This window comes from Saccharothrix variisporea (genome assembly GCF_003634995.1).
Classification (GTDB): domain Bacteria; phylum Actinomycetota; class Actinomycetes; order Mycobacteriales; family Pseudonocardiaceae; genus Actinosynnema; species Actinosynnema variisporeum.
This window is the reverse complement of record NZ_RBXR01000001.1, coordinates 6405826-6430017: the sequence shown is the minus strand read 5'-3', so window position 1 is coordinate 6430017 and position 24192 is coordinate 6405826. Positions and strand designations below refer to the sequence as shown.

Below are 24192 nucleotides of genomic sequence, written 5' to 3'. Positions count from 1 at the left end.
CGGGGAGTACGGGGGACGTGGTCCCCATCCGGCCGTTACACGGGGCAGGTGCCGCGCCCGCAAACACCTGTCCCGTGTGGCAACGGACCGTGCACCCCGCCCTGAGCCGCCGCCCTACGGCTCAGGGCCGGCGCGCGGTCAGGGCCTCGGGGTCGGGCGGTGGACGTTCTCGGCCGTCGAGGCGTGGTGTGTCGAGTCCGCGATCCACGGACCGGGCGAGGAAGCGTCCAGCACGCCCTCCTCCAGCCACGTGAACCGACCCTCCAGCACGTGCTTCGCCAGCACCGCGTCCGAGTCGTCGGCGTTCGTCCACAAGCGCTCGAACAGCTCGTCCACCCGAACGCGAGACTGCTTCGCGAAAGCGTCCGCCAGTTCCACCGCCCGGTCGCCGTCCGCCGCCGCCTTCACGCACGAGGCGCTGATGGCGAACAGCTCCGCCCCGATGTCCACCACCCGGGCCAGGAACCGCTGCTTGCGCTCCATCCGACCCTGCCACCGGGACATCGCGTAGAACGTCTGCCGCGCCAGCTTCCGGCTCGACCGCTCCACGAACCGCAGGTGCGTCGCGAGTGGACCAAACTCTCCGTAGGCCTTGGGGACCTGGCCGCGCCCCACCACCAGCGTCGGCAGCCACTTCGCGTAGAACCCACCCGCCCGCGCCACCGCGCGTGCCTTCGCCCGGTTGTCCGCCTCGGGGTCGATGATGTCGCCGGCCACGGCCAGGTGCGCGTCCACGGCCTCGCGGGCGATGAGCAGGTGCATGATCTCCGTGGAACCCTCGAAGATCCGGTTGATCCGCAGGTCCCGCAGCAACTGCTCGGCCGGCACCCCCCGCTCGCCGCGCCGGGCCATCGACTCCGCCGTCTCGTACCCGCGCCCGCCCCGCAGCTGCACGAGCTCGTCGGCCACCAGCCACGCCATCTCCGACCCGTACAGCTTGGCCAGCGCCGCCTCGATGCGGATGTCGTGCCGGCCCGCGTCGGCCAGTTCACTGGCCAGGTCCAGCACGGCCTCCAGCGCGTACGCGGTCGCCGCGATGAAGGCGATCTTGCCCGCGATGGCCTCGTGCTTGCCGACCGGCAACCCCCACTGCACCCGCTCCGACGACCACTCGCGGGCGATCTTGAGGCACCACTTGGCCGCACCCGCGCACAGCGCCGGCAAGGACAGCCTGCCGGTGTTCAGGGTCGTCAGGGCGATCTTCAGGCCCGCCCCCTCCGCGCCGATCCGGTTGGACTCGGGCACGTGGACCTCGTGGAACCGGGTCACGCCGTTCTCCAAGCCGCGCAGGCCGAGGAACTCGTTGCGGTTCTCCACGGTGATGCCCGGCGAGTCGCCCTCGACCACGAACGCCGTGATGCCCTTGCCCGGCACCTGCGCCATCACGACCAGCAGGTCCGCGACGACACCGTTCGTGGTCCACAGCTTCACGCCGTTGAGCACGTACCCGCCGTCCACGGGGGTGGCGGTGGTGCCCAGGCGGGCGGGGTCGCTGCCGACGTCCGGCTCGGTGAGCAGGAACGCGCTGATCTCCCCCGCCGCGCACCGGGGCAGGTACTCCCGCTTCTGCTCGTCGGTGCCGAACAGCGCCAGCGGCTGCGGCACGCCGATGGACTGGTGCGCGGACAGCATCGCGCTCAACGCCGGGTTGGCCGAGCCGACCAGCATCAGCGCGCGGTTGTAGTACACCTGGGACAGGCCCAGGCCGCCGTACTCGGGCTTGATCTTCATGCCGAACGCGCCCAGCCGCTTCAAGCCGACCAGGACGTCGTCGGGGATGCGGGCGTCGCGCTCGATCGCCGCGCCGTCGATGGTCTCGCAGAACTCGCGCAGCTCGCCGAGGAACTCCTCGCCGCGCTCGCGGTCGTCGGCGGAACCGGAGGGGTGGGGGTGGATCAGGTCGAGCCGGAAGTGCCCGAGGAACAGCTCCTTGCCGAAGCTCGGGTGCTTCCACCGCGTCTCGCGCGCCTGCTCGGCGACCTTGCGCGCGACGCGCTCGTCCACGTGCCGGTCGGGGTCCACTGCGGTCATCACGGACCTCCCTGGAGCCGGGCTTCCCACGTTACTACCGGCGGGTAGCCCCATCCGGGTGACGGGAAACCCGGCTCCGGCCGGGGGTCAGGCGCAGAGGGCCGCGTCGATCACCTGGATGCGCGTGGTGGACGGCTCGCTGAAGACGATCGTGTTGGTGACCAGCGCCGCCACGCGGCCGTCGTCGGTGGCGAACGTGCCCGACGAGTGGCCGGAGGTCAGGTCACCGAAGTGGCCCCACGCCTCGCCGCCGCAGGTCAGCGCGAGCCGCCAAAGGCCCAGGCCGTAGTGCGAGTCGGCGGCGACGCCGGGCATGGGGACCGTCGTGCGCATCTCGCGCAGGGTGTTCGCGGACAGGAGCCGCCCGTCGAGGATCGCCCGCTGGAAGGTCGCCAGGTCCCGCTGGGACGACACGATCGCGCCCGCGGAGGCGACGAACGAGGGTTCCACCGAGTCGGTGCGGTCCAGCCAGAAGAAGAACGGGCCGAAGCGCGCGCCCGCGTAGCCGGGGACGAACGGGGCCGCCATCGACCGGGTGCGCGGGTACTCGGTGCGGGTCAGGCCGAGCGGGGTGATGATCCGGTCGGTCAGGACGTCACCGACCGGCCGGCCGGTGACCTGCTCGACCAGCAGGCCGGCCAGTGCGAAGTTGGTGTTGGAGTACTCGAACGCGGTACCGGGCGCGTTGCGCGGCGGGGTGGTGAGACCGGCGCGGACCAGCTCGCGCAGGGTGTAGGTGCCGTCGGCCTGGGGCTGCGGGCTGCCGGTGTTCGACGTGATGCCGCTGGTCTGCTGGAGCACCTGGCGGACGGTGATCTTGGCGCCGTCGTGGCCGTTTCCGGTGACCACGCCGGGCAGGTAGCGCTCGACGGTCGCGTCGAGGTCGATCCGGCCGTCGTCGACGAGCTGGAGCACGGCGACGGCGGTGAACGTCTTGGTCTGGCTGGCGGCGCGGAACCGGTCGTCCGGGCCGATGGGCCGGTTCTCGGTGATGCTCGCCGACCCGCTGCGCAGGGTGCGGTCGTGGGTCAGGAGCGCTGCGCCGGGGCCGCCGGCGGTGGTGCGGTACGAGTCGAGCGCGGCTTGCGGATCGACGGCCGTTTGAGCGTGGGCGACCGCCGGGGTGATGCATAAAGCGGCGACCAGGGCCACCAAGGACAGGCGTTGCACGAGTGCTCCCCTCATCGTGTCGGGACGTCCCGAGCCTCGCGAAGGGCGCATGAGGAACAGATGACAGCCGGCGGCGCGGAACGTGCCCGCGCCGCCGGCCGGGCGGTCAGCCCCAGATCGAGGCCACCCACTCCGGGTGGTCGATGAACGGGTTGCGGTTGTGCTGGTAGGTGTCGTAGATGACCTGGTTGCGGCGCTGTTCGAAGGTGTCCGGCGGGTCCTGCTGGTGCCACTGGAGCAGCACCGACAGCCGGCCGTGGTAGGGCGCGGTGCCGTTGTTGACGTTGTTGTTCAGCTCCAGGTCGGCGAAGCCGTCGGTGCCGTCGTAGCGGACGGCCATGTAGAACAACATGCGCGCGACATCGCCCTTGACCGCGTTGCGCGGCTCCCACGAGTCGCTGTCGGTGTAGTTGCCGGGCGCTTCGGCCGCCGCGGTGCCGCCGGTGTCGAAGTCCTTGTTGCCGCGGTCGGCGTTGACCGTCACGTCCTCGGGCCGCAGGTGGTGCAGGTCGGTGCCGGGGCCGGTGGCGGTGCCGAAGTCGCCGTGGGACTTGGCCCAGACGTGCTCGCGGTTCCAGTCGTTGACGTCACCGCCGTTGAGCGTCTTGCTCTGCGACCGGCCGCTGTAGAGCAGGATGACGTTCGCCGGGTTGTTCGGGTCCTGGTCGGTGACCTTCAGCGCCTCCCACACCTGGTCGTACGACAGCTTGGTGTTGGTGCGGATGATCTGGTTCAGCGCGGTCTTGAGCGCGGACCCGGTCTTGCCGACGGCGTTGCGGTAGTAGTCGTCGGTCGGCGGAGCACTGGTGGTGCTCGTTGCCGGGGGCGTGGTGGTCGTCGTGGTGGTGGACGCGAAGGCGAAGGCCGTGGACGACGTGAGGCCCGGGTGGGAGAAGTACGCCGACAGGGTGCCGGTGACGTCGATGCGCTTGCCCAGCAGGCTCGGGTTGGTGCGCAGGCCCCACGCCGACCGGAACGCGGACGGGATCTGCACGTACAGCATCTGGCCGGTGCTGGTCTGGCCGGCGGTGTCGGCGAGGGCTAGGGCGTAGTCGTTGGGGAAGTTCGACCGGACCACGGTGGTGGTCGCGGTCGGCTGGCCGACGACGTAGCCGCGCACGGTGGCCGTCGAGCCGTCCTGCCGGCTGATCGCCTCGGTGACGGTGAGGGGTGTCGTGCCCGAGGCGGAGGTCGGCAGGAGCAGGGTGGTGACGATCGTGGCGGTGGCGGTGAGTGCGCCGGCCAGTCGCCAGGGGAACTTTCGCACGGTTGGGTGTCCTTTCCCCGATAGCGGCGTCGCAGGGTGACAGCACGCGATCACCGAGGCAGCATCGCACGGAAATGACCACGATCGAGTGATTGGCGACTCACGCCGAGGTGGCCGGGACATGACCGGTTGGTGGGTCGTCACGCGGTGCGGACCACGACGCCGTGTGCGTGCTGGCCGCGTTCGCCGAGGTGGGTGGCCGACCGCCGCGTCCGTCACGTGCCCTTAGAGTTCTCCCCGTGGAGGACCTGCTTCGATGATCGACTTCCTGCCCACGGCGCTGATCGTGCTCGCGCTCGTCTGCGCCGCCTGGGCCCTGCTGCTGGCGGTGCTCGACAAGCCGCTGACCCTGGACACCGGGCTCACGCTGGGCATCGCCGGCGCGGTGGTGCTGCTGGAACTGGGACTGCTCGTGCAGGCCGTGATCGGGGTGGTGAAGCTGGTCGGGCTGGACCGCGAGATCTCGTCGGCCACGTTCGTCGGCTACCTGGTGGGCCCGGTGGTCGTGCTGCCGCTGGCCGGGTTCTGGGCGATCGCGGAACGGTCCCGGTGGGGCGCGGCGGTGCTCGTGGTCGGGTGCCTGAGCGTGCCGGTGATGATCCTGCGGCTCCAGCAGATCTGGGCTGGTCATGCCTGACACGCGGTCGGGTCCCGGGCGGTTGCTGATCGCCGTGTACGGGCTGTTCGCGGTGGCGGCGTCGGCGCGGTCGGGGGTGCAGATCGCGACCCGGTTCGCCGAGGCGCCCGTGGCGTACCTGCTGTCGGCGTTCGCGGCGGTCGTGTACGTGGTGGCCACCGTGACGCTGGCCGTGGGGAGCCGGGCGTCACGGCGGGTCGCCTGGGTGTCGTGCGTGGTCGAACTGGTGGGCGTGGTCGTGGTCGGGGCGGTGAGCTTCCTGAAGCCCTCGTGGTTCCCCCAGGCCACGGTGTGGTCCCACTTCGGCAGCGGCTACCTGCTCATCCCGCTGGTGCTGCCGGTGCTCGGCCTGCTGTGGCTGCGCCGGACGGCGGTCGCGACCGCGTAGCCGTCCGGCGCGGCGGGCTCAGCCCGGGATCGGGATGAGCGCGTAGGACCGGGCGTTCGTGTCCGGGACCTCGTCGAACACGGTGGCCACCGAGGTGGTGCAGGACGTGTCCGAGTACAGCTCCAGCGCGTACCCGTCCCCGTAGCCGCGAGCCGCCGAGCGCGCGGGCGTGAAGCCGAGCGTGCTCACCGCGCGGCAGCCGCGGGTGGTCGGCAGCACGGCCTTCGTGCCGGTGAAGTTCGTGCCGGAGAACAGGCAGTAGCCGCCGTCCTGGCAGTGCGGGCTGACCGTCGCGGCGGCCGGCGTGGCGCCGACCAACGCGGCGGCCACGACGACCGCGCCGGCAAGGGCGATCTTCCTCATGCTTTCCCCCAATCGGTTGTCCACCCACCTTGCCGGCCCCGGGCCCCGACGATCTAGGACTCGTGCGCCTCCAGCAGGGTGCGGAGGGTGGCGGCGAGGGCCTCGCGGGCGTCCGGGTCGAGGGCCGCGAGCAGGCGGTTGCCGGTGGCGATGTGGTCGGGCAGGGCCGCGTCGACCAGGGTCCGGCCCTCGTCGGTCAGCGAGACGACGACCCCGCGGCCGTCCACCTCGCTGGGCCGCCGGCTCACCAGCCCCCGGGCCTCCAGGCGGTCCAGACGCTGGGTGATCGCTCCCGAGGTGACCATCGAGGCCCGCATCAGCTCCGTGGGCGTCAGGCAGTGCGGCGGGTCGCTGCGCCGCAGGGTGGCCAGGACGTCGAAGGACGCCCGGTCGAGGCCGTGCCGGGCGAACGTGTCGCGCTGGGCGGCCTCGACCACCCGGGCGAAGCGGCTGAGGCGGCCGAGCACCGCCATCGGGGACACGTCCAGGTCGGGCCGCCGCGCGTGCCACTGGCTCAGGACGAGGTCGACGTGGTCTGCCACGCATCTACCTTAGCGGTGAGACAAATCACCGACCCGGTAGCTTAGCGATGAGATAGTTTGGCTTAGTGCTAAGCAACCGAGTGGTCACCGCGCTGGGCCCCGCGATCTGGGGCACGACCTACTACGTCACCACCGAGTACCTCCCGCCGGACCGACCGCTGCTGGCCGGCCTCCTGCGCGCGCTGCCCGCGGGCCTGCTGCTGGTCCTGATCACCCGCCGGTTGCCGAAGGGCGACTGGTGGTGGCGGTCGCTGATACTGGGGGCGCTGAACATCGGCGCCTTCCTGCCGCTGCTGTTCCTCGCCGCCTACCGGCTGCCGGGCGGGGTGGCGGCCACCGTGGGCGCGGTCCAGCCGCTGGTCGTCGCCGGCCTGTCGGCCGCGCTGCTGGGCCAGAAGATGACCTTGCGGGTCGCCCTCGCGGCGGTCGCGGGCATCCTCGGCGTGAGCCTGCTGGTGCTGCGCGCCAACGCCGCGCTCGACTGGCTGGGCGTCACGGCGGCCCTCGGCGGCGCGGCGGTCATGGCGGCGGGCGTGGTCCTGAGCAAGCGCTGGCCCTCCCCCGCGCCCCTGCTGGCGTCCACGGGGTGGCAACTGGTCTGGGGCGGGCTGCTGCTGGTGCCGGTGACCCTGGTGGTCGAGGGCCTGCCGGACGCGATCACCGCCCGCAACTGGCTGGGGTACGGCTACCTGGGCCTGGTCGGGGCGGCCCTCGCCTACAGCCTGTGGTTCCGCGGCATCAAGCTGCTGAAGGCCACCGAGGTGACGTTCCTCGGCCTGCTCAGCCCGGTCGTGGCGACGCTGGTCGGCTGGCTGGCGCTGGGTCAGGACCTCACGGCGTGGCAGGTGCTGGGCGCGGTCGTCGTGCTCGGTTCGTTGGTGGTCGCCCAGAAGTCGGGGGCACAGAAGTCGGGGGCACAGAAGTCGGTGACCCGGGAGCAAGGGGGGAATTCCGGTGCGGATCGCGGTGTTCGGGGCGGCGGGAGCCGTCGGGAGCCGAGTGGTGACCGAAGCGTTCCGGCGCGGGCATGACGTCACGCGGGTCGCGCGCTCGCCCCGGCCGGACTTCGTGGCGGCCGACGCGACCGACCCCGCCCAGGTGGCTCGGGTGGCCGCCGGCACCGACGTGGTGATCAGCGCGACCCGGCCGGTGGCCGGTGCCGAGCGGGACCTGGTGGTCACGGCCAAGGCGTTGCTGGAAGGCGTGCGGTCGAGCGGGACCCGGTTGGTCGTCGTGGGTGGCGCGGCCACCTTGCGGACGCCGAACGGGGTGCTGCTGCACGAAGAACCCGACTTCCCGGCCGACGTCCTGCCCATCGCCTTGGCCTGCGCCGAGCAGTACGCGGTGCTCGCGGACGAGCACGAGGTGGACTGGACGTACGTGAGCCCGCCGGCGTCGATCGAGCCGGGCGAGCGGACCGGGTCCTACCGGCTGGGCCGGGACGACCTGGTCGTCGACGCCCGGGGTGTTTCCGCCATCTCGCTGGAGGACTTCGCCGTGGCGCTGCTGGACGAAGTCGCCGAGCCTCGCCACCGGCGGACGCGCTTCACCGTCGCCCATTGACGCCACGAGCGGGGCGGCCCGTCGAAGACCGCCCCGCTCGGCGCTGGCTCAGATCGGCGCTAGTTCAGATCGGCGCAGGACCGCGCGTCCGGGTCGAGGGCCGCCTTGGGCACCCACCGGATGTTCGCGAAGGACGCCTGGAACGCACCCTCCGTGTAGACCAGGAACGGCGTGTTGACGTTCTCCAGGTCCAACCCGCCCTGGGCGAAGCACTGCAACGGGATCTTGACCGTCGCCTTCCCCGCCCCCGCCAACCCCTTGAACAGGTTGGTCGCCTCGACCTCCGCCAGGCACGGGTACTGGCAGTGCGTGCTCACCACGGTCCGAGCCGCCGGGGCCTGGTGCACCACCACGTCGAACACCAACGCCCCCTCGGCGTTCAGGTACCCGCGCAGGTCGGAGCCGGCGAGCGGGTTCTGCACGTAGACCTGCCCCGGGCCGGCGCCGGTCCACGTGGTCTTCAGGGCGTCGCCCTGCACGTTGACGTCCGCCGGCACGGTGCCCACGTTGGCCTGCGTCGCCTCGCCGTCGGGGCCGATCTCCAGGCCCCAGTTCTCCGGCGAGCCGATGAAGCTCTTGTAGGGCGCGATGTCCTGGCGCACGAACAGCTCCAGGTCCTCGGTCGCCGTGCCGCCGCCACCGTCGCCGGAGCAGGACGCCGGGGACGTCTCGTCCAGTTGACCGACGTTGCCGGTCTGCCAGGAGCGCAGGCCGTAGCCGGGCTTGAACAGCGGGTCGTAGCCCTCGGTGCCAGGGTTGAGCGGGGTCTGGCAGGCGCCGCGCGGCCACGAGTAGGACAGCGTGCCCGTGTAGCCGGGGAAGCTGTACCGGCCCCGGACCAGCAGGTCCGCGACGCCGCCGCCCTCGGTGCCGGGCAGCCACGCGGCCACGAACGCGTCGGAGCGGTTGAGTTCCTTGTTCACGTGCAGCGGGCGCCCGGAGATGTAGACCGTGACCACCGGCGTGCCCTTGCCGCTGACCTTGTCCAGCACGGCCAGGTCCTGCGGGTACAGCTTGGCCGCCTCCAGCGAGCGCTTGCCGATGTCGCCCACGCCCTCGGCGTACGGGGTCTCGCCGATCACGGCGATCACGGCGTCGAAGCCCGCCGGGTCGACGTCGCCCTTCTCCGAGAAGACGACGTTCGCCTCGCCCAGCGCCTCGCGCAGCCCGCCCAGCACCGTGGTCCCGTTCGGGAAGTCGGCGTTGGTGTTGCCGGTGCCCTGCCAGGACAGGGTCCAGCCGCCGCTCTGGTTGGCCATGCTGTCCGCGCTCTTGCCGACCACCAGGACCTTGGCGCGCGAGGACAGCGGCAGCACGTGGTTGTTGTTCTTCAGCAGCACCTGGGACTTCCGCACGGCCTCACGCGCCAACCGCCGCGCTTCCAGCGCCTCCTGCGACCCCGCGTGCTCGCGCTCGGACGGCTTCACACCGTCCAGCACGCCGCTGCGCAGCTTGACGCGCAGGATGCGGGTGACGGCGTCGTCGATGCGGGACATCGGGATCTGGCCCGACTCGACCTGGGCGATGGTGTTGGCGATGAACGCCTTCCAGTCGTTGGGCACCATGATCACGTCGATGCCGGCGTTGACCGCCTGCGGGCAGCTGTCGTTGGTGCAGCCGGCGACCTGGCCGATGCCGTTCCAGTCGGACACGACCAGGCCGTCGAAGCCGATCTTGCCCTTGAGGATGTCGTTGACGGCGAGCTTGGAGCCGTGCAGCTTGCCCTCGTCGATGCCCAGGTCGGTGTTGGTCCAGCTGTTGAACGACACCATGACGGTCTGGGCGCCGGCGGCGAGCGCGCCGTAGTAGCCCTGGCCGTGGATGTTGATCATGTCGGCGACCGAGGACGGGTTCACGCCCTGGTCCTTGCCGCCGAGCGTGCCGCCGTCGCCGATGAAGTGCTTGGCCGTGGCCAGCACGTCCACCCGGCGGTGGCTGGAACCCTGGAGGCCCTTGACGGCCTCGTAGCCGTAGGCGCGGGTGATGCGCGGGTCCTCGGAGAAGCCCTCGTAGGTGCGGCCCCAGCGGTCGTCGCGGACCACGGCCAGGGTCGGTGCGAACGCCCAGTCCTGGCCGGTGGCGCGGATCTGGTCGGCGGTGGCCTGGCCGATGTCGCGGACCAGGCACGGGTCGTGCGCCGCGCCCAGGCCGATGTTGTGCGGGAACAGGGTGGCGCCGTAGACGTTGTTGTTGCCGTGCACGGCGTCGATGCCCCAGATCACCGGGATGCCGGTGCGGGTGGCCTTGGACGCCGTCCAGTACGCGTCGGCGAGGTCCAGCCAGGCCTGCGGGGCGGCGTGCTTGTCGCGGCCGGGCCACGAGCCGCCGCCGTTGAGGACGGACCCGATGCCGTACTGCCGGACCTCGTCCGGGGTGATCGCGCCGATCTCCGGCTGCGTCATCTGGCCGACCTTCTCGGCCAGGGTCATCCCGTCGAGGATCTTCTTGATCCGGCGCTCGTCCCCGGGCGAGGACTTGACGCGGCTCTCCACCTTGGGCCAGTCGGCCAGGGTGGGCAGGGTCTTCTCGATGCGGGCGCAGCCGTGCTCGGTGCGGGGTTCGCCGACGACGGGCTGGGCCGGCGCGGCGGTCGCGCTGCCGGTGACCAGGGTGCCGGTGGCGACGACCGCGGCGAGCAGGGCGCTGACGCCCCGGCGGGGTCTGCGGTGTGTGCGGGACATCGGTGGGGTCCGTTCCTCGACGGCTTTGTCGCGCCCGATCCTCACGGCGCGAACTGGCTCGGTCAAGGGTTTCGTGAGAGCGCTTCCGCGCAGCTCAGCCGTACGGCCCCGCGAGCTGCGCCGGAACGGCGGTTGACAGTGGAAGTTCAGTCGGTCAACCAATCGAGACGAGCTGGACCGGTTCTGTTTGACTCGCGAGTAGGTAACGGGTGAGAATGCGCTCCGGACACCGCGTCCACAGAGGACTCTCTCCGCCAAGTCCTTGCCCTGTACCAGGTACCAGGAAAAGAGCCTCCCCATGTCCCTGTCCGCGACCCTGTCCCGGCGTGCGGTGGTGGCCGCCGCGGCGCTGGCGCTCGTCTCCGCGAGCCCGGTCACCGCGCAAGCCGCCGACAACCCCTACGAGCGGGGCCCCGCGCCCACGACCGCGAGCATCGAAGCCACCCGCGGCCCGTACGCGGTCGCCCAGACCACGGTCTCGGCGGCGAGCGTGCGCGGCTTCGGCGGCGGCACCATCACCTACCCCACCAGCACCGCGGACGGCACGTTCGGCGCGGTCGCCATCGCGCCCGGCTACACCGCCAGCCAGTCCAGCATCTCCTGGCTCGGCCCGCGGCTGGCCTCCCAGGGCTTCGTCGTGTTCACCATCGACACGCTGTCCCGCTACGACCAGCCCGCCTCCCGGGGCGACCAGCTGCTGGCCGCGCTGGACTACCTGACCACCAGCAGCTCGGCCCGGTCCCGCATCGACGCCACCCGCCTGGGCGTCATGGGCCACTCCATGGGCGGCGGCGGCACGCTGGAGGCGGCCAAGGACCGGCCCTCGTTGCAGGCGGCCATCCCGCTGACGCCGTGGAACACCACCAAGAACTGGTCCACCGTGCAGGTGCCGACGCTGGTCATCGGCGCGCAGAACGACACCGTGGCCTCCGTCACCCAGCACTCGGAGCCGTTCTACGAGAGCCTGCCGGCCACCCTGGACAAGGCCTACCTGGAGCTGGCCGGCGCGAGCCACTACGCCCCGAACAGCCCGAACACGACGATCGCGAAGTTCTCGATCTCGTGGCTCAAGCGGTTCATCGACAACGACACCCGCTACGAGCAGTTCCTGTGCCCGACCCCTCGGGCCACGACCATCTCGGAGTACCGGGACACCTGCTCGTACTCGTAGCGGTGCTCTCGAAAACCCTGGCAACACCTCTCCTCCCGGCGGACACGTAGGGGTATGACGACCGAAGACCCCGACGACCGCGCGCTGTGGGCCCAGGCCGCGGCGGGCAGTGGGCACGCCTTCGGGGTGCTGTTCGACCGGCACGCCAAGGCGGTCTACAACCACTGCTTCCGGCTCTCCGCGTCCTGGGCCGCCGCCGAGGACCACCTCCAGGCCACGTTCCTGCTGGCCTGGCGCAAGCGGGACCGGCTGCGCCTGGAGCGCGACTCGGCCCTGCCCTGGCTCCTGGCGGTGGCGACCAACGTGGTGCGCAGCGACCGCCGGTCGGCCGCGCGTCGGCTCCGGCTGTTCCACCGCGTCCCGGTGGAACAGCCGGTGCCCGACCACGCCGACCTGGTCGCGGAACGGGTGGACGACCAGCGCCGGATGCGCGAGCTGCTGGCGGCCGTGAACCGGTTGCCCCGCAACGAGCGCGAGGCGCTGGCGCTGTGCGTGTGGTCCGGCGTGTCCTACGCCGACGCCGCCGCCGTGCTGGGCATCGCCGAGGTCAGCGTCCGCGCGCGGGTCAGCAAGGCCAAGGCCCGGTTGGGGCGGATGTTCGCCCAGCAGCCCCCGGTCGTCCCGCTCGCCGCACTCACCGTGGAGGACCGATGAACAGCACGCTCCCCCCGACCCGCGACCTGCCCCCCGGCCGCCAGGCCGAGATCCGCGCCGAGGTCGAACGCGCGGTGTCGGCACGCTCGTCCTTCCGCTTCGCTCCCCTGGTCACGGCGGTGACGGCGGTGGGCGCCGTGGTCGCGGTCGTGGCCTTCCTGCAGCCCTGGCAGCGGCCCGAGGCCGTGGGGCCGGCGCGGCAGGAGACGACCACCGTCCTGCCCACGACCACCAGCGCCGCCCCCACCAAGCCGGTCATCGCGGGGCTCACGCCCGAGCGGATCGCCGAGATCGAGCAGGGCTGCGTCCGCATCGGCCCCGGCTCGGGCAAGGGCACGCTCTACCAGTACGGCGAGGACGAGGCCGGCAAGTGGGCCCTGGTCTACACCGAGAACGCGGCGCTGAGCTGCACCATCGACGGCCCGTCGATGCCCTACAACGCCGGGTTCAGCAGCGGCTTCGACCCGGCGTGGCTCCCCGGCCCGTTCGCGGTGGACACCAACGGCGGCAGCGCCGGCGGCGACGTCCCGGGCAACAAGGCGATCTACCGGGGTCAGCACGGCACCGCCACGGCCGCCGGCCGGGTCACCCCGGAGGTCGCGCGGGTCACGTTCACCTACGACGGCCAGACCGCGGAGGCGACCATCGCCAACGGCACGTTCGTCGCGCGCAACATCTTCCCGACCGACTGGTCGATACCCCAGGTCGAGGGGTTCGAGGTGCGGGCCTACGACAAGGCCGGGAACCTGCTGGGGTCGAGCACCGAGTTGGCGCAGAAGTGCTACGTCACGCCGGACGGCAAGGTGGTGTTCGGCTCGTGGAACAACCCCGACCCGGCCACGTGCGACAAGGCCGTGCGGTGGAAGTGAGCTACGACGGCTCGGCCACCCCGCGGTAGGGCAGGGTCTCGCGGTAGACGATGTTGGTCGTGGTGCTGCCGAACGCGGTCAGCTCGTTCACCACGCGCTCCAGGTGGGGCATGGAGGTGGCGGCGACCTTGAGCGTGTAGCAGTCCTCCCCGGTGGTGCGCAGGCACTCCAGGACCTCGGTGCGCTCGGCGAGCAGCCGGTGCAGGGGTTCGTGCCGGTTGCCGGGGTACTTCAGGCGCACCACGGCCAGCACCGGGTACCCGACCCGGTCCAGGTCCACCGCGGCCCGGTACCCGGTGATCACCCCGGCCGCCTCCAGCCGCTTCACCCGCTCGGTGACGGCGGAGGCGCTGAGGTTGACCCGGCGGCCCAGCTCGGTGAGCGCGATCCGCCCGTCGGACTGGAGCTCGGTGAGGATCGCCCAGTCGGTCGGGTCGAGGGTCTCGGCCATGCGGGCAGATTACCGTGGATCTTGCGGTGGAACGCGGGTTCTACCGTGAAGTCCGGGTTTGGGGGACGCCGGCACGGGCCTAGGCTTGATCACGTGCGAATCGGCGTGAACGTGCCCAACTTCGGGCCCGGGACGAACCCCGGGGTGCTGCGCGACTGGGCGCGGACGGTGGAGGGGCTGGGGTTCGACCTGCTCATGGTGTCCGACCACGTGGTGATCACACCCGACGTGGCGGAGCAGTACCCGGAGCCGTTCTACGAGCCGTTCACCACGTTGTCGTGGCTGGCCGGCGTGACCGAGCGGATCACGCTGGGGACGACGGTGCTCATCGCCCCGTACCGGCACCCGCTGCTGGTGGCGCGGATGGCCGCGAACCTGGACGCGCTGAGCGGGGGGCGGCTCGTGCTCGGCGTGGGGGTCGGGTGGGCGCGGCAGGAGTTCGCGGCGCTCGGCGTGCCGTTCGCGGAGCGGGGGCGGCGGACGGACGAGGTCGTCGCGGCGGTGCGCGAGGTGGACGTTCCCGTGTGGATCGGCGGCCAGAGCGACGGCGCGCTGCGGCGGGCCGTGCGGCTCGGCGACGCCTGGCACCCGTTGCGCTTGACGCCGGCGCAGTGGCGTGAGGGGGTCGAGCGGTTGACCGCCGTCGCCGAGGCGGAGGGGCGGGCCGTGCCGGGGTTGGCGCCGCGGATCCTGTTGCGGTTGACGGAGTCGGCTGTGGACGGTCCGGATCGGCGGCTGGGAGAAGGGACCGCGGCGCAGGTCGCGGCGGACTTGGCGGGCTTGCGCTCGGACGGGGTGGACGCGGTCGTGCTCGATCCGTTCGTCGGCGACCCGGACGAGACACTGCGGCCCGAGGTGGCTTGGCAGGCGCTGGCCGCGGTGGCGGCGATGAGGGAGGAGTTCCGGTGAGCGGTGCGGTGGACGAGGCGTTGTTGAGGCGCGCGATCGCGTTGGCGGCGGAGGCGCGGGAGGGCGGGAACCCGCCGTTCGGGTCGCTGCTGGTCGGCCCGGACGGGGCGGTGCTGGTGGAGGAGCGCAACTCCAGCATCACCGACTCGGACATCACGGCCCACCCCGAGTTGAAGCTGGCGCGGTGGGCGGCGCGGGAGCTGGACCCGGAGACCGCCGCCGGGACCACCATGTACACCAGCTGCGAGCCGTGCGGGATGTGCGCGGGGGCGTTGGCGCGGTCGGGGATCGGGCGGGTCGTGTTCGCGTTGTCGGGCGAGCAGCTCAACGGGTTGAAGACCGGGGGCGGGTTCCCGGCGGTGCCGACCGAGGGGCCGTTCCTGTTCGAGGAGGCCCGGGTTCCGGTCGAGGGCTACTACCCCTGATCGCGTAGCGCGGTCGGCCCGGTGGTCGCGTGGCGGTGCGGCCGAGTGGCGCCGGGGCCGCGGGGAGCGCCCGGTTTGGGCTGGTTGGCGGGTTTTTGGTGTCCGACTGAGGTTGTGGGTTCACAGTTGGTGATTAGTTCGCTACCTTGTGGAACTGGGAGCGCTCCCAGTCATTGGCCATCCTCATCGTGGAGGACACATGACCTTCAGACGCGGTTCCCGGCTCGTGGGCGTTTTCACGGCTGTGTTGGGGGTGGTGGCGGCCGGCCTCGTCGCACTCGTCGTCACCCCCGGCGTGGCCGGTGCGCACGGTTCGGTCACCGACCCGCCGTCCCGCAACTACGGTTGCTACCAGCGCTGGGGCAGTGACCACCTGAACCCCAACATGGGGCAGATCGACCCGATGTGCGCGCAGGCCTGGAAGACCGACCCCAACGCCATGTGGAACTGGAACGGCCTCTACCGCAACGGCGTGGCCGGCAACCACCAGGGCGCGTTGCCCAACGGGCAACTGTGCAGCGGCGGGCTCACCGAGGCCGGTCGGTACCGGGCGCTGGACGCGGTCGGGCCGTGGCAGACCGCGACCAAGCCGCGGCAGTTCACGCTGACCATCACCGACCAGGCCCGGCACGGTGCGGACTACCTGCGCATCTACATCACGCGCCAGGGGTTCGACCCGACCACCCAGCCGCTGGGCTGGAGCAACCTCGAACTGGTCGCCTCCACCGGCCGCTACCCGACCACCGGCCTCTACCAGGCCCAGGTCGACGCGGGCACCCGCACCGGCCGGCACGTGGTCTTCACGATCTGGCAGGCCAGCCACATGGACCAGGCGTACTACCTGTGCAGCGACGTGAACTTCCAGTGATGACACCGCTTCGGCGGTGACCCGGGCGGCGGGTCGACGGGTGCGGTGGCTGGAGGCCGCCGCACCCGTCGTCGCCGGAGAACGCCTCGCCGCGGCGCGCGGCTACAGCACCGCCGGGGTCAGGTCGGCGACCAGGGCCGCCGCTCCGATGAGGCCCGCGTCCACGCCGAGGGTCGCCGGGAGCACCTCCACGGCTCGCATGAACTCCAAACCCGGCCAGCCCGCCAGGGCACCGGTGACGGCCGGCTCGAGCAGGTCCCACGCCTGGGCCACGCCCCCGCCGATCACCACCCGGTCGATCTCGCACAACGCGGACGCCACGGTGATCACGTGCGCCACCGCCGCGCCGGAGCGCTGGAACGCCGCCCGCGCCACCTCGTCGCCGGCACGGGCCGCCGCCGCCAACGCCACGCCGTCCGCCGTGTCGCCGGCCGGCCGCCAGCCCCGCTCTCGCGCCCAGCGGACCATGGACGGGCCGCTGGCGATCGCCTCCGCGCAACCCCTTGCGCCGCAACGGCATTCGGGGCCGGCCGGGTCCACGACGAAGTGGCCGACGTGCCCCGCGTTGCCGGACGTGCCGAAGTGCGCGCGGCCGTCGAAGACGAAACCGCCGCCGATGCCGGTGGACACGACCATGCCCAGCAGGCACCGGCTGCCCCGGCCGGTGCCGTGGTGGTACTCCGCCAGCGCCATGCACTGCGCGTCCCCGCCCAGCCGCACCGGCAGGCCGGGCAGCAGGGCGGCGGTCCGCTCGACGATCGGGAAACCGCGCCAGCCGGGGATGTTCACCGGGCTGACGGTGCCGGTGCGCAGGTCCATCGGGGCCGCGGACGCGATGCCGGCGCCCAGGACCAGCGGGTCGGTCGCGAGGAGGTCCCCGACGATGTCGGCCAGTGCCCGCCACACCGCCTCGCCGTCGCCGGCGGGGGTGGGTGTGGTGCGGCGGGCGGTGATCGTGCCGTTCGGGGCCACCAGCGCGGCGGCCAGTTTCGTGCCGCCGACGTCGATGGCCAGCGCGAGCGGGTCGTGTGACATGGGATCGAGTTAACCGATTAAGCAGAGCCGGGGCAAGATGACAAGCAGGACAGGAACCGGTGCGCCGCAAGCATGTCAGCCACGCAGGACGCGGTCGATGTCGGACAGTTCCGCGGCCGAGAAGTCCAGGTTCGCCGTGGCGGCCACGTTGTCCTCCAACTGCCGCGTGCTCGACGCACCGACCAGCGCGGACGTGACGCTGCGCAGGACCCAGGCGATGGCCATCTGCGCCAGCGACTGGCCGCGCTGCGCCGCGATGTCGTTGAGCGCGCGCACCTTGGTCAGGGTCGCCTCGTCCAGGTTGGCGGTGCCGAGGAACGGGCTCGGGCCGGCCGCGCGGGAACCCTCCGGGATGCCGCCGAGGTAGCGGTCGGTCAGGACGCCCTGCGCCAGCGGGGAGAACGCGATGCTGCCCGCGCCGACCTCGTCCAGGGCCGCCAGCAGGCCGTCCTCGATCCAGCGGTTGACCATCGAGTACGACGGCTGGTGGATCAGCAACGGGGTGCCGAGGTCCTCGAGGATCGCGGCGGCGGCACGGGTCTGCTCGGCGGAGTAGTTCGAGATGCCGACGTAGAGGGCTTTGCCTTGGCGCACCACGTGGTCCAGCGCCGCCATGGTCTCTTCGAGGGGTGTGTCGGGGTCCGGGCGGTGGTGGTAGAAGATGTCCACGTAGTCCAGCCCCAGGCGGCGCAGGGATTGGTCCAAAGAGGACACCAGGTACTTGCGGGAACCCCACTCGCCGTAGGGACCTTCCCACATGTGGTAGCCGGCCTTGGTGGAGATGATGATCTCGTCCCGGTACGGCTCGAGGTCGTCGGCGAACAGCCGGCCGAAGTTCTCCTCGGCCGACCCGGGCGGCGGACCGTAGTTGTTGGCCAGGTCGAAGTGGGTCACCCCGAGGTCGAACGCCCGGCGCACGATCGCCCGCTGGTCGTCCAGCGCCTTGTCGTGGCCGAAGTTGTGCCACAGCCCCAGGGACACGGCGGGCAGCTTCAGCCCGCTGCGGCCGGACCGGCGGTAGGGCATGGCGTCGTACCGCGTCGGCGCGGCGGTGTGGCTCATGGTTCTCCTCAGGCGGGAGGTGCGGCGGTGCTCTCGCGCGGCACCAGGGTCGCGGTCGGCGACCAGCGCTCGGTGACCGGCGAGCCGTCGACGAGTTCCAGCACGGACTCGGCGACGCAGACGCCGAACTGGTGCACGTCCACGCTCATGGTGGTGAGCGCGGGCGAGGCCAGCCGGCACAGCGTGGAGTCGTCCCAGGCGACCAGGCTCAGCCGCTCGGGCACGGCGACCCCGCGCGCCTTGGCGGTGCCCAGGCCCGCGACCGCCATGACGTCGTTGTCGTACAGGATCGCGGTGGGCGGTTCGGGGGCGTCCAGGAGCGCGGCGGTGAGCTTCGCGCCGGACTCCTCCGAGTAGTCGCCCTCCAGGACCACCGGCTCGACCCCCGCCTCCGCGCAACCCGCCAGCAGCGCGGCCGTGCGGGCGCGGGTGTGCAGGAGGGCTTCCGGTCCGCTCACGCGCGCGATCCGGCGGTGGCCCAGGTCGAGCAGGTAGGACAGCACCTCGCCCACGGGACCGGCGTCGTCGGTGCGCACGGCGGGCACGGCCGACTCGTCCGGCTCCCCCACGTACACGGCCGGCAGCCCCAGTTCGCGCAGCACGGCCGGGCGGTGGTCGTCCGCGGTCCGGTTGACCACGACCACCGCGTCCACCACGCCGCCGGCCGCCCAGCGCCGGTAGGCCGCGATCTCCGCGTCCTCCGCGCCCACGACGTGCAGCAGCACGGACAGGTCGCGCTCGGCCAGCCGCTCCTCGATGCCCGCGATGAACTCCATGAAGAACGGCTCGGTGCCCAGCAGCCGCGCGGGGCGGGCCAGGACCAGGCCGATGCACCCGGTCGTCATGCGGGCACCGCGCACAGGCCGTTCGCCGACCTGAGCACCAGCGGACCGGTCAGCGCGGCCGGGTCGAGCCGCGCGGACGTGCGCACCAGGAACGAGTGGGACTCGCCGGCGGTCAGGGTGACCAGGGCGTCGTCCACCTCGGCGTCCGGCGCGACCCGGTCGGCCAGCACGGCGACGTCCCGGGCGAACGACGTGGCGCGCACGTCCACCCGGTACCCCTCCGGCACGGCGACCGCGGTCGCGGTCAGCGGCGACGGGTCGTAGGCGAGGTCGACGTCCTCGCGGAACAGGTGCACGGCACGCGCGTCCGCCGTGGTCGCCACCAGCACCTCCCGCTCCGCGTCGGCCGGGGTCAGCAGCTCCGGCGCCAGGTCCAGGACGGCCACCGACCGGGCGGGCACGTCCAGGGCGAGCTTAGCCGCCGCCCGTTCCTCGCCCGCGAACGTCCACCGCGTGGCGGTGACCTCGCCGGTCCAGACCTCGTCGGTGTCGTTGACGGCGACCAGGACGTCCCGCCCGTCCCGCGGCTGCACGGTCAGCAGGCGCGGCGCGAAGGCGTGCCGGAGGGCGTAGTACAGCGGCTTGGGCCGCTCCTCGCTGTCGATCGCCGCCCACGACGTGACCGGCCAGCAGTCGTTGAGCTGCCACACCACCGCGCCGGCCGTGCGCGGCCAGTGCGACCGGAAGTGCTCGACCCCGAACGCCACCGCGCGGGCCTGGTTGAGCTGGGTCGCCCAGTGCCAGTCCTCGAACGCCTCGGGCACCGGCAGGTGCGGCGCGAGACCCCGTTCGAGCTTGCCGTTGCCGTCCTCGGCCTTCTGGTGCAGCAGGAACGCGGGGCCGGTGGACGACAGCGGCTCGTCGTGGATCCACTGCGTCAGGGTCGCCCAGGTGGGCGGTCCCTGGAAGCCGAACTCGGAGCAGAACCGGGGCACGAAGTCGCGGTAGTGGGTGTAGTCGACCCGGTTCCAGACCTCCCACTCGTGGCGGGTGCCGTGGGTGTCGAGGTTGGGGTGCAGGTCACCGGGGCTGTACGGGCTGCCGGGCGCGTAGGGCCGGGTCGGGTCCAGCTCGGCGACGATCGCGGGCAGCAGCTCCTGGTAGTACCTCAGGCCCCACGTGCGGCCCTGGAGCTGCTCGGGCCAACCCCAGTCGGCGAAGCCCCACAGGTTCTCGTTGTTGCCGTTCCACAGCGCCAGGGAGGCGTGCGAGGTCAGGCGGGCGACGTGCTCGCGGGCCTCCGCCTCGACCTCCTCCCACAGCGGGGACTCCTCGGCGTAGGCGGCACAGGCGAACGGGAAGTCCTGCCACACCAGGACTCCGCGCTCGTCGCACACGTCGTAGAAGTCCTCGGACTCGTAGATGCCGCCGCCCCAGATCCGCAGCAGGTTCATGTTCGCGGCCACGGCCTGGTCCACGCGGCGGGCCAGGCGGTCGCGGGTGATCCGGGTGACGAAGTGGTCGTCCGGGATCCAGTTCGCGCCCTTGGCGAAGATCGGTTCGCCGTTGACCACGAAGGTGAACGGGGTGCCGATGTCGTCCGGGGTGGTGTCCACGGTGATCGTGCGGAAGCCGATGCGCCGGTGCCGCTCGTCCACGGGCTCGCCGGCTTTGAGCACGACGTCCAAGTCGTAGAGCGGGTGGTCGCCGTACCCGGCGGGCCACCACAGATCCACCTCGGGCACCAGGACGGTGACCACGGCCCGGTCACCCTCCACGACCACCGTCTCGCTCCGACCGTCCACTGTGGCCTCGACCGCGACCGGCGCATCGGACGCCCGGTCCACCGTCACGTGCACCTCGACCCGGCCCGTGCCGTCGTCGTCCACGGTCACGAGTGGACGGACCTCGGCCAGGCGGGCGGTGTCCCAGCGCTCCAGGCGGACCGGGCGCCAGATGCCGGCGGTCTGGAGGTCGGGACCCCAGTCCCAGCCGAACGAGCAGGCCATCTTGCGGATGGCGTTGAACGGGTGGCCGTAGGCGCGGTCGCGCCAGCCCAGCGACGCTTCCTGCTCCTCGGCGAAGGTCAGCGCCGACCGCAGCGTCACGACCAGCTGGTTGACGCCCTCCCGGAGGTGGTCGCGCACGTCGAACCGGTACGACCGGTGCATGTTGGCGGTGCTGCCCAGGACCACGCCGTTGAGCTCGACCGCGGCCACGGTGTCCAGGCCGTCGAACGCGAGGTCCACGCGCTCGCCCGGCCGGGCCGCCTCGGCGGTGAAGTCGAGGGTGAACCGCCAGTCCGCGCGGTGCGCCCAGGCCAGGTCGGCCTCGGTGCGGTCGAGGTAGGGGTCGGGGATGAGCCCGGCGGCGAGGAGGTCGAGGTGCGCGCTGCCGGGTATCCGGGCGGGGACCTCGACGTCCGCGATGTGCTCCGGGATCGGGCCGCCCACCGCGCGGAGCCGCCAGCCGTCGTGCAACAAGGTCCTCCGGATCATAGAGCGATTCTTACGCCAGCAACTAAAGTAAGTCAACGAAGTATGTTCTTGTTGTTCGTTGTGTTGTCGTGTTGGGTTCTGCGTGGAACCACACCACCGAAGGGAACCGACGTGGCCGACGTGACACACCTGCGTGCCGCAGGCGTCAGCCTGGTGCTCGACCACCGCGGGGGCACGCTGCCCCGCGTCCTGCACTGGGGCGCCGACCTGGGGCCGGTCGACCTCGACAGCCTCGCCCTCGCCACCGCGCCGCAGCCGGTGGGGTACTCCGCGGACGGACCGGTCGAGGTCGCCGTGCTGCCCGAGCAGTCCGCCGGTTGGCTCGGCACACCCGGCCTGGTCGGCAACCGGGCGGGGCGGGCGTTCTCCACCGCGTTCCGCGTGGTCGAGGTCGACGGCACCACCTACCGGGCGGTCGACGAGGCGGCCGGCCTCGAACTCCGGCTGGAGGTCGAGCTGACCGACTCCGGCCTGGTCCGGCAGCGGGCGTCGGTGACCAACACCGGCGACTCGGACTTCGCCGTGGACGCGCTGTCGGTGACCCTGCCGGTGCCCGCCGAGGCCGTGGAGATCCTCGACTTCACCGGCCGGTGGACCCGCGAGCGCAGCCCGCAGCGCACCCGGTTCACCCAGGGCCTGCGCGTGCGCGAGAACCGGACGGGCCGCACCGGGTTCGACTCGGCGTACCTGATGGCCGCCGGCACCGAGGGGTTCGGCAACCGGTCCGGCGAGATCTGGGCCGTGCACACCGCCTGGTCGGGCAACCACCGCACGTTCGCCGAACGCACCCGCCACGCCGTGTCCCTGCTCGGGTCCGGTGAGCTGCTGCTGTCCGGCGAGGTGGTCCTGGCCCCCGGCGAGACCTACCGCTCCCCCTGGCAGTTCGGCTCGTACGGCGTGGGCCTGGACGCCGTCTCGGCCAGGTTCCACGAGTGGATGCGCGCCCGCCCGAACCACCCCCGCTCACCCCGCCCGGTCGTCGTGAACACGTGGGAGGCGGTGTACTTCGACCACGACCTGACGCGCCTCAAGGCGTTGGCGGACAAGGCCGCCGAGGTGGGCGCGGAGCGTTTCGTCCTGGACGACGGCTGGTTCGGATCCCGCCGAGACGACAGCAGCGGTCTGGGCGACTGGTACGTGTCGGACGAGGTGTGGCCGGACGGCCTCGGGCCCCTGATCGACCACGTCACCGCACGCGGCATGCAGTTCGGCCTGTGGGTCGAGCCGGAGATGGTCAACGAGAACTCCGACCTGGCCCGCGCCCACCCGGACTGGATCATGTCCCCCGGCGACCGACTCCCCCGCAAGGCCCGCCACCAGCAGGTGCTCGACCTGGCCAACCCCGAGGCCTTCAAGTACGTCCTGGAACGCCTGGACGACCTCCTCACCACCTACGACATCGCGTACCTGAAGTGGGACCACAACCGCGACCTCGTCGAGGCAGGCCACCAGGGCAAGCCGGGCGTGCACGGCCAGACCGTCGCCCTGTACCGCCTGCTGGACGAGCTGCGCACCCGCCACCCCAGCGTCGAGATCGAGTCGTGCTCGTCCGGCGGCGGCCGGGTGGACCTGGAAGTCCTCCAGCGCACCGACCGCGTGTGGGCGTCGGACTGCATCGACGCCTTGGAACGCCAGTCCATCCAACGCTGGACCAACGTCCTGGTGCCCCTGGAACTGATCGGCTCCCACATCGGTGCCGACACGTCCCACACCACCCACCGACGCCACCCCGTCGACTTCCGGGCGGGGACCGCGCTGTTCGGCCACTTCGGCATCGAATGGGACCTCATGGCCGCCGGCCCTGAAGAGCTGGAGCGCCTGACGGCATGGGTGGCCCTCTACAAGGAACTGCGCGGCCTCCTGCACACCGGCACCTCGGTCCACGGCGACCACCCCGACCCGGCCGTGTCCGTGCACGGGGTGGTCGCCGCAGACAGGACGGACGCGGTCTTCGCGGTCGTTTCGACGGCGACGTCCGAGGTGTACCCGACCGGCGCCGTACGGCTGCCCGGCCTCGACCCAGACCGCTCCTACCACGTCCGCCCGTTGCCACCCGGCGACGTACCGGACGGCAACCCCCACCACTGGGGCGTCAAGCTGCCGTGGTGGGAGAAGGGCGTGGAACTGACCGGCCGAGCCCTCACCTCGACCGGCGTCCAATCCCCAGTCCTGTACCCAGAACGCCTAATCCTCCTCCGCGCCACCGCCATCTGACATGACCCCTGGCTGGCGGCCGTCCCCACACCGGCCGCCAGCCACCAACACCCCCGCCTCCCCCCACCGCGTGCCCTTCGGCGAAGCCGGCAAGCGGCAGTCCACCGAGAGCGACACAGCCCAACTTGGGCTTCTTGCTTTTGTCATCCCCGTATGGCCTGCCCGAAGGGCTACCACACTTTTGGTCGGGTGCAGCCGAAATTTTTTGTGAGGGACGAGCAAAAAATTTTAGCGGCACCCGGCCAAAAGTGTGGTTGGCTCCGCCAGGCCATACGGGGATGACAAAAGCAAGAAGCCCCCGCCGTTGCAGTTGGGTCATCCTTGGCGGCCTGCCCGCCGGCGAGGCGCTTTTCATCTTTTCAAGCTTTTCAAGCTTTTCAAGCTTTTCGAACGGGACGCGCTCCGCGCTCTCAAGCGGACGCGCTGGCGCGCTCCCAAGATGAAAAGCGGCGCTCGCCGCGCGGCAGGCCCCCGGGGAGGAAGGGCGTCGGTTTCTTTCCCCGTCCGGCCTGCCGGAGGCAACCACACTTGGCCCGTTTGTGCAACCGGTAAAGCTGGTTGCACAAACGGACCAAGCGCGGTTGGGCTGCGCCCAGGCCGGACGGGGAA

The 24192-nt window shown here is 71.8% G+C and carries 21 protein-coding genes and 2 pseudogenes; 11 read left to right on the top strand and 12 right to left on the bottom strand.

The features are described 5' to 3' along the window. Positions 1–138 precede the first annotated feature (138 nt). The 4 genes and pseudogenes from DFJ66_RS29300 to DFJ66_RS44545 all read right to left on the bottom strand — a co-directional run. A complete protein-coding gene (locus DFJ66_RS29300; protein WP_121225808.1) occupies positions 139–2031 on the bottom strand; it encodes an acyl-CoA dehydrogenase family protein in 1893 nt (630 codons plus the stop codon). Positions 2032–2118: 87 nt separating this feature from the next. Beyond that, a complete protein-coding gene (locus DFJ66_RS29295) occupies positions 2119–3201 on the bottom strand; it encodes a serine hydrolase domain-containing protein (protein WP_246029950.1) in 1083 nt (360 codons plus the stop codon). Between the two features lie 106 nt (positions 3202–3307). Further along, a pseudogene (locus DFJ66_RS44550) lies at positions 3308–3991 on the bottom strand (endonuclease I family protein); the annotation flags it as partial. Positions 3992–4066: 75 nt separating this feature from the next. Beyond that, positions 4067–4591, bottom strand: a pseudogene (locus DFJ66_RS44545) (DUF6359 domain-containing protein); the annotation flags it as partial. Positions 4592–4724: 133 nt separating this feature from the next. On the opposite strand from DFJ66_RS44545, the gene DFJ66_RS29285 reads away from it, so the two are divergent. Together DFJ66_RS29285 and DFJ66_RS29280 are read left to right on the top strand one after the other, a co-directional pair. Continuing rightward, positions 4725–5105, top strand: coding sequence for a hypothetical protein (locus DFJ66_RS29285; RefSeq protein WP_121225804.1), 381 nt, complete (start codon positions 4725–4727; stop codon positions 5103–5105). Beyond that, positions 5098–5493: a hypothetical protein gene (locus tag DFJ66_RS29280; RefSeq protein WP_121225802.1), complete on the top strand. Its 396-nt coding sequence runs from the start codon at positions 5098–5100 to the stop codon at positions 5491–5493. The genes DFJ66_RS29285 and DFJ66_RS29280 overlap by 8 nt, the downstream gene beginning before the upstream one ends. A gap of 18 nt (positions 5494–5511) precedes the next feature. Here the strand turns inward: DFJ66_RS29280 and DFJ66_RS29275 are convergent, their stop codons facing one another. Further along, positions 5512–5856, bottom strand: a complete 345-nt coding sequence (locus DFJ66_RS29275; RefSeq protein WP_121225800.1) for a peptidase inhibitor family I36 protein — start codon at positions 5854–5856, stop codon at positions 5512–5514. A 53-nt stretch (positions 5857–5909) separates the two neighbouring features. Beyond that, on the bottom strand, positions 5910–6398 hold the full coding sequence (locus tag DFJ66_RS29270) for a MarR family winged helix-turn-helix transcriptional regulator (RefSeq protein WP_121225798.1): 489 nt from the start codon (positions 6396–6398) through the stop codon (positions 5910–5912). A gap of 65 nt (positions 6399–6463) precedes the next feature. Between DFJ66_RS29270 and DFJ66_RS29265 the strand changes: the two genes are divergently transcribed. Both DFJ66_RS29265 and DFJ66_RS29260 read left to right on the top strand, forming a co-directional pair. Beyond that, complete coding sequence (locus DFJ66_RS29265) at positions 6464–7429, top strand: EamA family transporter (protein WP_121225796.1); 966 nt, start codon at positions 6464–6466, stop codon at positions 7427–7429. Continuing rightward, entirely contained in the window at positions 7401–7961 is a 561-nt protein-coding gene (locus DFJ66_RS29260) for an NAD(P)-dependent oxidoreductase (RefSeq protein ID WP_246029949.1), read from the top strand. Before DFJ66_RS29265 ends, DFJ66_RS29260 begins: the two co-directional genes overlap by 29 nt. Positions 7962–8020: 59 nt before the next feature. On the opposite strand, the gene DFJ66_RS29255 is transcribed toward DFJ66_RS29260, so the two are convergent. Further along, a complete protein-coding gene (locus DFJ66_RS29255; RefSeq protein WP_121225792.1) occupies positions 8021–10642 on the bottom strand; it encodes a glycoside hydrolase family 3 protein in 2622 nt (873 codons plus the stop codon). Between the two features lie 298 nt (positions 10643–10940). On the opposite strand from DFJ66_RS29255, the gene bdeA reads away from it, so the two are divergent. From bdeA to DFJ66_RS29240, 3 genes are read left to right on the top strand one after another with little or no spacing between them, the layout of a single operon-like run. Next, positions 10941–11813: a bis(hydroxyethyl) terephthalate hydrolase gene (gene bdeA / locus DFJ66_RS29250; protein ID WP_121225790.1), complete on the top strand. Its 873-nt coding sequence runs from the start codon at positions 10941–10943 to the stop codon at positions 11811–11813. A gap of 54 nt (positions 11814–11867) precedes the next feature. Then, a complete protein-coding gene (locus tag DFJ66_RS29245; protein WP_121225788.1) occupies positions 11868–12467 on the top strand; it encodes an RNA polymerase sigma factor in 600 nt (199 codons plus the stop codon). After that, positions 12464–13336, top strand: a complete 873-nt coding sequence (locus DFJ66_RS29240; RefSeq protein ID WP_121225786.1) for a hypothetical protein — start codon at positions 12464–12466, stop codon at positions 13334–13336. The genes DFJ66_RS29245 and DFJ66_RS29240 overlap by 4 nt, the downstream gene beginning before the upstream one ends. Position 13337: 1 nt before the next feature. Here DFJ66_RS29240 and DFJ66_RS29235 read toward each other — a convergent pair whose 3' ends face one another. Then, positions 13338–13787, bottom strand: coding sequence for an Lrp/AsnC family transcriptional regulator (locus DFJ66_RS29235; RefSeq protein ID WP_121225784.1), 450 nt, complete (start codon positions 13785–13787; stop codon positions 13338–13340). Between the two features lie 93 nt (positions 13788–13880). On the opposite strand from DFJ66_RS29235, the gene DFJ66_RS29230 reads away from it, so the two are divergent. The 3 genes from DFJ66_RS29230 to DFJ66_RS29220 all read left to right on the top strand — a co-directional run bounded on the left by DFJ66_RS29230 (position 13881) and on the right by DFJ66_RS29220 (position 15989). Further along, a complete protein-coding gene (locus DFJ66_RS29230; RefSeq protein ID WP_121225782.1) occupies positions 13881–14696 on the top strand; it encodes an LLM class flavin-dependent oxidoreductase in 816 nt (271 codons plus the stop codon). Then, the gene (locus DFJ66_RS29225; protein WP_121225780.1) at positions 14693–15121 is read left to right on the top strand and encodes a nucleoside deaminase; all 429 of its coding nucleotides are present in this window, start codon (positions 14693–14695) and stop codon (positions 15119–15121) included. The genes DFJ66_RS29230 and DFJ66_RS29225 overlap by 4 nt, the downstream gene beginning before the upstream one ends. 199 nt (positions 15122–15320) lie before the next feature. Beyond that, positions 15321–15989: a lytic polysaccharide monooxygenase auxiliary activity family 9 protein gene (locus DFJ66_RS29220; protein WP_121225778.1), complete on the top strand. Its 669-nt coding sequence runs from the start codon at positions 15321–15323 to the stop codon at positions 15987–15989. Positions 15990–16091: 102 nt separating this feature from the next. On the opposite strand, the gene DFJ66_RS29215 is transcribed toward DFJ66_RS29220, so the two are convergent. From DFJ66_RS29215 to DFJ66_RS29200, 4 genes are all read right to left on the bottom strand, one after another. Further along, on the bottom strand, positions 16092–17024 hold the full coding sequence (locus DFJ66_RS29215; RefSeq protein WP_121225776.1) for an ROK family protein: 933 nt from the start codon (positions 17022–17024) through the stop codon (positions 16092–16094). Between the two features lie 75 nt (positions 17025–17099). Further along, positions 17100–18086 carry an L-glyceraldehyde 3-phosphate reductase gene (gene mgrA / locus DFJ66_RS29210; protein ID WP_121225774.1) on the bottom strand — a complete coding sequence of 329 codons (987 nt, stop codon included), beginning with the start codon at positions 18084–18086 and terminating at the stop codon, positions 17100–17102. Between the two features lie 8 nt (positions 18087–18094). Beyond that, positions 18095–18931, bottom strand: a complete 837-nt coding sequence (locus tag DFJ66_RS29205; RefSeq protein ID WP_121231900.1) for a LacI family DNA-binding transcriptional regulator — start codon at positions 18929–18931, stop codon at positions 18095–18097. Next, complete coding sequence (locus DFJ66_RS29200) at positions 18928–21369, bottom strand: glycoside hydrolase family 2 protein (RefSeq protein ID WP_121225772.1); 2442 nt, start codon at positions 21367–21369, stop codon at positions 18928–18930. The genes DFJ66_RS29205 and DFJ66_RS29200 overlap by 4 nt, the downstream gene beginning before the upstream one ends. A 111-nt stretch (positions 21370–21480) precedes the next feature. Here DFJ66_RS29200 and DFJ66_RS29195 point away from each other — a divergent pair, with 111 nt between their 5' ends. Beyond that, on the top strand, positions 21481–23583 hold the full coding sequence (locus tag DFJ66_RS29195; protein ID WP_246029948.1) for an alpha-galactosidase: 2103 nt from the start codon (positions 21481–21483) through the stop codon (positions 23581–23583). Positions 23584–24192 lie beyond the last annotated feature (609 nt).

Coding starts and splice junctions, on each gene's coding strand:
- DFJ66_RS29300 (WP_121225808.1), bottom strand. CDS start 2,031: ATGACCGCAGTGGACCCCGACCGGCACGTGGACGAGCGCGTCGCGCGC.
- DFJ66_RS29285 (WP_121225804.1), top strand. CDS start 4,725: ATGATCGACTTCCTGCCCACGGCGCTGATCGTGCTCGCGCTCGTCTGC.
- DFJ66_RS29280 (WP_121225802.1), top strand. CDS start 5,098: ATGCCTGACACGCGGTCGGGTCCCGGGCGGTTGCTGATCGCCGTGTAC.
- DFJ66_RS29275 (WP_121225800.1), bottom strand. CDS start 5,856: ATGAGGAAGATCGCCCTTGCCGGCGCGGTCGTCGTGGCCGCCGCGTTG.
- DFJ66_RS29255 (WP_121225792.1), bottom strand. CDS start 10,642: ATGTCCCGCACACACCGCAGACCCCGCCGGGGCGTCAGCGCCCTGCTC.
- bdeA (WP_121225790.1), top strand. CDS start 10,941: ATGTCCCTGTCCGCGACCCTGTCCCGGCGTGCGGTGGTGGCCGCCGCG.
- DFJ66_RS29245 (WP_121225788.1), top strand. CDS start 11,868: ATGACGACCGAAGACCCCGACGACCGCGCGCTGTGGGCCCAGGCCGCG.
- DFJ66_RS29240 (WP_121225786.1), top strand. CDS start 12,464: ATGAACAGCACGCTCCCCCCGACCCGCGACCTGCCCCCCGGCCGCCAG.
- DFJ66_RS29235 (WP_121225784.1), bottom strand. CDS start 13,787: ATGGCCGAGACCCTCGACCCGACCGACTGGGCGATCCTCACCGAGCTC.
- DFJ66_RS29220 (WP_121225778.1), top strand. CDS start 15,321: ATGACCTTCAGACGCGGTTCCCGGCTCGTGGGCGTTTTCACGGCTGTG.
- DFJ66_RS29215 (WP_121225776.1), bottom strand. CDS start 17,024: ATGTCACACGACCCGCTCGCGCTGGCCATCGACGTCGGCGGCACGAAA.
- mgrA (WP_121225774.1), bottom strand. CDS start 18,086: ATGAGCCACACCGCCGCGCCGACGCGGTACGACGCCATGCCCTACCGC.
- DFJ66_RS29205 (WP_121231900.1), bottom strand. CDS start 18,931: ATGACGACCGGGTGCATCGGCCTGGTCCTGGCCCGCCCCGCGCGGCTG.
- DFJ66_RS29200 (WP_121225772.1), bottom strand. CDS start 21,369: ATGATCCGGAGGACCTTGTTGCACGACGGCTGGCGGCTCCGCGCGGTG.